Annotated in this window: 4 protein-coding genes and 1 tRNA gene; all 5 read right to left on the reverse strand. The window is 58.2% G+C overall.

Annotated features, from left to right (window positions below):
• Positions 1–232: 232 nt before the first annotated feature.
• On the reverse strand, positions 233–673 hold the full coding sequence (locus tag ACIP66_RS13940) for a hypothetical protein (protein WP_400648777.1): 441 nt from the start codon (positions 671–673) through the stop codon (positions 233–235).
• 146 nt (positions 674–819) lie between these two features.
• Positions 820–1,122, reverse strand: coding sequence for a DUF3077 domain-containing protein (locus ACIP66_RS13945; RefSeq protein ID WP_212544995.1), 303 nt, complete (start codon positions 1,120–1,122; stop codon positions 820–822).
• Between the two features lie 376 nt (positions 1,123–1,498).
• Positions 1,499–1,575: transfer RNA gene (locus ACIP66_RS13950), tRNA-Ile, on the reverse strand.
• 15 nt (positions 1,576–1,590) lie between these two features.
• A complete protein-coding gene (locus tag ACIP66_RS13955; RefSeq protein WP_053124422.1) occupies positions 1,591–5,337 on the reverse strand; it encodes a bifunctional diguanylate cyclase/phosphodiesterase in 3,747 nt (1,248 codons plus the stop codon).
• Between the two features lie 126 nt (positions 5,338–5,463).
• Positions 5,464–6,000 (reverse strand): sigma-70 family RNA polymerase sigma factor (locus ACIP66_RS13960; RefSeq protein WP_400648774.1); only part of this gene is annotated, 537 nt, incomplete at its 5' end.

Raw genomic sequence — 6,000 nt, forward strand, 5'->3', positions numbered from 1 at the left:
ACGGGCAACACTAGCGCCGGCACTGGTTTTGGCGGTTGCCCTGGTGTGGTTCAAGCGCTATCATCGGCGCGTCAGCACAGACCGGAACTTTGTAAGCAAAGGGTGTTGATTTCGGTGGCGCAAGCTACTCCTAGCCAGTGAGCGGGATAAGCGGGAAACCGTGAAAGGAAAGGCCGATATTGAGATTTACAGAAAGCCCCGATGCGCGAGCATCGGGGCTTTTTGCTTTCTCTCAAACGGATTTCCCCGCATTACGCATTTCCAGTATGTAGCGGACGTTATGTGGTTTTCCTTTCGGCAACTTCGCTCGTCCCCATTCAGCGACCTCGTAGGCGGAAATGACTCGAAGCTTGAGTAGGTTCGTTGTGTTCTGCGGTTTGCTGATCGAAAAAAAGACCGCGTAGTCATGTAAATCAAGGCAGTAATAGCGCTGACTGTTTTCTACGTAGAAAGGCACGGCGAGGCCTTTGAAAAAACGCTTGTGAAGGTAATCCGCGATCTGGCTGCTGCAATGGTGACGATCTGCACTGAAATATCGGGTTTCTCCTCTGTGTCGGAGGGGTTGACCATGACCTTTGTCGTCAGTGAAACAATGGAATCCAAACTCGAATTTGACGCTTAGCTGCTGCTCAGCCACTTCATAGCTCAGTTCGAAAGGCTGTAAATGCGCCATGCAGTATTTGCGTTCGCCAACTATCAGATCTTTCCATTCCATGGTGATTGTCGCCGGACGCACGCAGAGGGAGAAACGTTGATGCACTCCCGATTGAAATTTGAACGCCCCGAAAATTGGGGGCGCATGGACGGCTGCGCAGGCGTTTAACCGTGCCCGTAGTTTCTATCCACAGAAGGCTGATGACTTAGAACCTTCACCACATCATCAATCACCGCTTTACTCATTGCAGCCAAGTAATGCGCAGCCCAGGCATGGCGATCGGTCGCTTTGTCGTAAGCAGCCTCCTCGGCGAAGGCTTTGACTAGAAACAGCATGTCGGAGGCTTGTGTCAGAGCATCGCCGATTGGTACGCCGGCGCTGACATGGAAGAGGGGTTGGTTGGCGCAGTAGATGAAAGGGGTGAGGCCGATGGTTTTTAAACCTGAGGTCGAGTCTGTTTCAGTCATGGCGTAACTCCTGGTGTGAGGAGCTACCACTATCGTTTCCAATCGAATAGGTGGCAGCTGTGCGCAGGTTGGAAAACCGGAAACCAGGAACCGGCACGTCGGAAGACGTCCCACGCACAGCCGCCATAAATCGAGATCGCAAGCGCTGTTGCTGGTTTCTGATTTCGACAGGTTTCCAAGCCCGACCGCTGATAAGCAGCGACGTCTCGAGAGTATCCCGTCAAACCAACGCCCAACAGGCGCAACACCGCTCAAAACCACAGCTTCGGAACTTGCCTACAGCCTTCGGGGAAGTCTTCCGAACATTGCGCTCGCCAATACTGTCCCCCAACCACTCGCCCAAGAAAAAGCCGCGCATTTAGCGCGGCTTTCAATTTGGTGGGCCCACACGGACTTGAACCGTGGACCAAAGGATTATGAGTCCTCTGCTCTAACCAACTGAGCTATAGGCCCTCAGTAGGCCGCGGATTATAGCGACGGTTTCTCGGCTGTGCTATCCGAAAAATCCGATACGGTCACACGCAGAAACGTTGCGGCGAATTCTTCCGGCGGCAGCGGCAGGCTGACGATGTAGCCCTGGATCTGTTCGCAGCCCTCGGCGGCGAGGAATTGTTGCTGCGCCTGGGTTTCCACGCCCTCGGCGATGACGGTGAATTGCATGCTGCGGCCCAGGGCGATGATGGCGCGCACAATCGCCGCATCGTGGGGGTCGTCGGGCAGTCCGCGGACGAAGGACTGGTCGATTTTGAGGATGTCCAGTGGCAGGCGTTTGAGGTAGCTGAGCGAGGAATATCCGGTGCCGAAGTCGTCGATCGCCAGTTGCACGCCGAGGTGTTTGAGTTGGTGCAGCACGGCCAGCGCCTCTTCGGCCTGACTCATGATGAAATTCTCGGTAATTTCCAGTTGCAGTAAATCCGGCATCAGGCCGTTTTCGTTGAGCAGTTGCTCGATGCGCCCGAGCAGATTCGGCTGGCGCAGTTGCGCGCCGGCAAGGTTCACCGACAACGGGCCGAGGCTGTCGTAGACCTGATTCCACTCGAACATCTGCCGGCACGCGGTCTCCAGCACCCAATCGCCGATCTGCAGAATCATGCCGTTCTCTTCGGCCAGCGGAATGAAGTGCTCCGGCGGCACATCGCCAAAGGTTGGGTGGCGCCAGCGAATCAACGCTTCGGCACCGACCAGACGATGGTCATCGAGGCTGATTTTCGGCTGGTAGTAGAGGTGCAATTCATTGCGCTCGATGGCCCGGCGCAGTTCGTGTTCCAGCGCGATACGCTCGCTGGCCTGCGCGGTGAGGTCGCGGGTGTAGCTTTCGACGCGGTTGCGGCCCTTGGCTTTGGAGCGGTACATCGCCGCGTCGGCGTTTTTTACCAGCGTGGCAACGTCGCAGCCGTCGCGCGGATAGAGGCTGGTGCCGATGCTGGCGCTGATGAAAAACTCGTGTTCGCCAGCCTGAAACGGCGCGCCGAAGCAGTTGAGCAGTTTGGTGGCGATGTTGTCCGCGTCGCTGGCCTGCTGCAGGCCGGGCAGCAGGATGATGAATTCATCACCGCCCAACCGTGCCACGGTGTCGATGTCGCGCAGTTGCTCTTTGAGGCGCACGGCGATGCCCTTGAGCAGCAGGTCGCCGACCGGGTGGCCGAGGCTGTCGTTGATGTGTTTGAAACGGTCAAGATCGAGGAACAGCACGGCGCCCTGACCACCGTTTTCCTGTTGTGTGGTCAGCGCCGAGAGCAGGCGACTTTCGAACAGCGTGCGGTTTGGCAGGCCGGTGAGCGGGTCGTGATGCGCCTGATAATCGAGCTTCGCCTGCGCGTGTTTAAGGCTGGAGATGTCGGCAAACACAGCGACAAAGTGCGTGATGAATTTGTCGCGGTTGCGCACGGCGCTGATGGTCAGCCAGCTCGGGTACAGCTCGCCGTTTTTACGTCGGTTGGAAATCTCGCCTTGCCAATGACCTTCGTCGGTCAACTGGTGCCACATCGCTGCGTAAAACGCGCTGTCGTGCAGGCCGGAGGCGAGCAGGCGTGGGGTGTGGCCGAGGGCTTCGCTTTCGCTGTAACCGGTGATTTCCGTGAAGGCGCGGTTGACTGCGCTGATGTGCTGCTGGGTATCGGTGATCAATACGCCTTCGGCGGTGCTCTCGAACACGGTCGCAGCCTGTTGCAGTTTTTCCTGCATCAGATGACGTTCAGTAATGTCGCGGGCGATGGTCAGCATGCAATCTTCGTCACCGATCGGCAGTGGTCGGCTGGACACTTCGCACAGACGAATCTGCCCATCGCTACGGCGGATATGGCAGGTGAAATCACGCACGAAGCCGTCGCGGTGCAGCAGGTCGAGCATCTGTTTGCGCTCGTTGAGGTTGACCCAGATCCCCAGATCCAGCGCCGAGCGATCCACCGACATCGCGCTATTAAAACCGGTGATGCGGCTGAACCCTTCGTTGACCTCCAACAGCAGGCCATCGCTCTGCCGCGACAACAACAATCCGTCCGGCGAGGCGTGGAAGGCCTTGGCGAATTTCTCTTCGGAGGTTTGCAATTGCTGCTGGGTTTCTTTGAGCTGGGTAATGTCGCGCACCACGACCACCAGCGCCGGCGTGGTGTCGAGGTCGAACGGCTCGGCGGAAATCAGGCCGGTGAACACTTGGCCGTTATTGCGCCGAAAGGGCATTTCCAGATTGCGGATGCTGCCGGCCTGCAAGCGCTGGAGCAAACCGGGGCCGACGCCGGGAATGCCCCAGATATTCAGATCCGTGGCGGTCTGGCCGATGACTTCTTCGGCCTTGAGTCCAATCTGTTCCTCGAAGGCTTCGTTGACCTCCAGCAAACAGCCGTCGGACAGCCGCGCAATCACCAGAATGTCCGGGCATTGCTGGAAGACCGAGGCGAATTTTTGCTCCGACAAACGCAGCGCTTCTTCAGTGCGCTTGGTTTCGCTGATGTCGATCATCAAACCGCGCATCACCGGCTCATGGCCGTGTTCGATCAGGCTGACGATGTCGCGCACCCACAGGCAGCGGCCATCGGCGGTAATCACTCGGTAATCGAGGCTGTGATCGCGACCGGCCAGCACCTCGTGATCACAAAAACTCTGGGCGCGAGTGAGGTCGGCCGGGTGAATGATGTTGCGCCAGAACCCCGGAATCAGCCAATGCGACAGTGGATAACCGAGCAAGTCTTCGGCGTGCGGTGACACATAGCTGTAGGTGAAGTCGCTCATCCGCGCTTCCCAAGCGATCGCCGACAAACTCTCGACCAGTCCACGGTAGTGATATTCGCTGCTGCGCAGCTCCTGTTCGAGGTCTATGCGCCGGGCGATTTCCGAGCTGAGGCGGCGGTTGATGCGGATCACCACGGCCAGCACGATCATCAGCAATAACAGGCCGGGCAAGCCGTAAACCAGCAGGTCTGACCAGAATGTCCGGTGATCGAGGACGTTACCGACCCAGTGTTCCTGAATGGCGCTGATTTCGGCGGGGCTCATGTCGGCGAGGACTTTGTCGAGAATCCCCACCAGCACTTTGTTTTCGCGCGGCACGCCCATCGCCAGTTGATAGCGATACGGGGTTTCGCCGCTGACATAGAGGCCATCGAGCTTGAGCTGACGCAGGCTCCAGACGCTGGAGGCGAGGTCGCCGACCACGGCGTCGACTTCGTCGGTCGCCAATGCCTGCAACGCCGAGCTGACGTTGGGCATGGCCACCAGATTCAGATCCGGGTGGTGGGTGCGCAGGAGTTCGTGCGGCGCATAGTTTTCCACCACGGCGATTTTTAATCCGTACAGATCATCGAGTTTGCGCGGTTGCGCGCCGCCGACGTGGGCGAGGATGACAATCGGGAAGTCGAGGTAGGGCCGGGTGAATGACAGATAGTTCTGCCGTTCCGGGGTGGACATGATTCCCGGCAGCAGATCGATCTTGCCGGTTTTGACCTGCTCCAGCACTTCCGTCCAGCTGATGGGCTCAATCGGCGTGAGTTTGATCGCCAGACGCTGGCGAATCACGTCGATGTAGTCAGCCGCCAGGCCCTGGTAACGGCTCTGGTCGTCACGAAACTCAAACGGTGGCCACGATGCATCGACACCCAGGCGCAAGTCCGGGTGAGCCGCCAGCCAGCTACGTTCTTCATCGGTCAGAGTCAGCGCGTTAGCCGTTGCGGTCCAAATCATCAGTGACAGCAAGAAAAGCACGGGCGCCAGTCTGGGCATAACGCTCTCGTTATGGCTCGGGGGTGATTGTTTCGAGTGTAGACGGGGTCAGCAGCGGGGAGGGTGGTGCGAGGAATTTAATCTGCCTAAAAACAAAACCCCCGGCCTGGGCCGGGGGTTCTGGTATCACTCGTCGAGGAAGGAGCGCAGATGCTCGCTTCGCGTCGGGTGGCGCAGCTTGCGCAGCGCCTTGGCTTCGATCTGACGGATCCGCTCACGCGTTACGTCAAACTGTTTGCCCACTTCTTCGAGTGTGTGGTCGGTGTTCATGTCGATACCGAAACGCATGCGCAGTACTTTGGCTTCACGGGCAGTGAGGCCGGACAGCACTTCGCGAGTCGCTTCTTTCAGGCTCTCAACAGTGGCGACATCGATTGGCGACTGCATGGTCGAGTCTTCGATGAAGTCACCCAGATGGGAGTCTTCGTCATCACCGATCGGCGTTTCCATGGAAATCGGCTCTTTAGCGATCTTCAATACCTTGCGGATCTTGTCCTCAGGCATTTCCATCCGTTCGCCCAGCTCTTCCGGGGTCGGTTCGCGACCCATTTCCAGCAACATCTGCCGGGAAATACGGTTGAGCTTGTTGATCGTCTCGATCATGTGCACCGGGATACGGATGGTGCGGGCCTGGTCGGCGATCGAGCGAGTGATCGCCTGACG

The organism is Pseudomonas sp. NPDC088429 (assembly GCF_044753305.1).
Classification (GTDB): domain Bacteria; phylum Pseudomonadota; class Gammaproteobacteria; order Pseudomonadales; family Pseudomonadaceae; genus Aquipseudomonas; species Aquipseudomonas rustica.

Bases quoted from the DNA above. Each gene is read 5' to 3' on its own strand.
- ACIP66_RS13940 (WP_400648777.1), bottom strand. From the start codon at position 673: ATGGCGCATTTACAGCCTTTCGAACTGAGCTATGAAGTGGCTGAGCAG.
- ACIP66_RS13945 (WP_212544995.1), bottom strand. From the start codon at position 1,122: ATGACTGAAACAGACTCGACCTCAGGTTTAAAAACCATCGGCCTCACC.
- ACIP66_RS13955 (WP_053124422.1), bottom strand. From the start codon at position 5,337: ATGCCCAGACTGGCGCCCGTGCTTTTCTTGCTGTCACTGATGATTTGG.